The sequence below is a fragment of the Pauljensenia sp. UMB6358 genome, assembly GCF_030216865.1.
In the GTDB taxonomy this organism is placed as follows: domain Bacteria; phylum Actinomycetota; class Actinomycetes; order Actinomycetales; family Actinomycetaceae; genus Pauljensenia; species Pauljensenia turicensis_A.
On sequence record NZ_JASOMS010000124.1, the window covers coordinates 1 to 294 of the forward strand.

Annotated in this window: 1 protein-coding gene; it reads left to right on the top strand. The window is 57.1% G+C overall.

Annotated elements, in window-relative coordinates; translation table 11 throughout:
* Window positions 1–17: 17 nt before the first annotated feature.
* Window positions 18–294 (top strand): AMP-binding protein (locus tag QP381_RS08875; RefSeq protein WP_285068621.1); only part of this gene is annotated, 277 nt, incomplete at its 3' end.

A 294-nucleotide genomic window follows, 5' to 3' on the forward strand; every position in this document is an offset into this window, starting at 1 on the left:
GCCGCCCCTGCACTTTCATGATTGGCGTTCCCCCGATGTTCTCTCGCCTATTGAAAGCGGCACAAAAGGCAGGCATTGCCTTAGACAGCATCAACTACACAATCTCTGGTGCCATGCCCTTGAAGAAGAAAGACGCACAGGCCTGGGCAAGCGCCACTAACGCTCCAGTTATCGAAGGTTACGGTATGACGGAGACGTCGCCCATCGTGACCGGATCGCCCCTCAGCTCCACCAGAGTCGGCACCCTTGGCTTACCGTTCCCTTCGATCCAGGTTCGCCTAGTCAGCTTGGAGG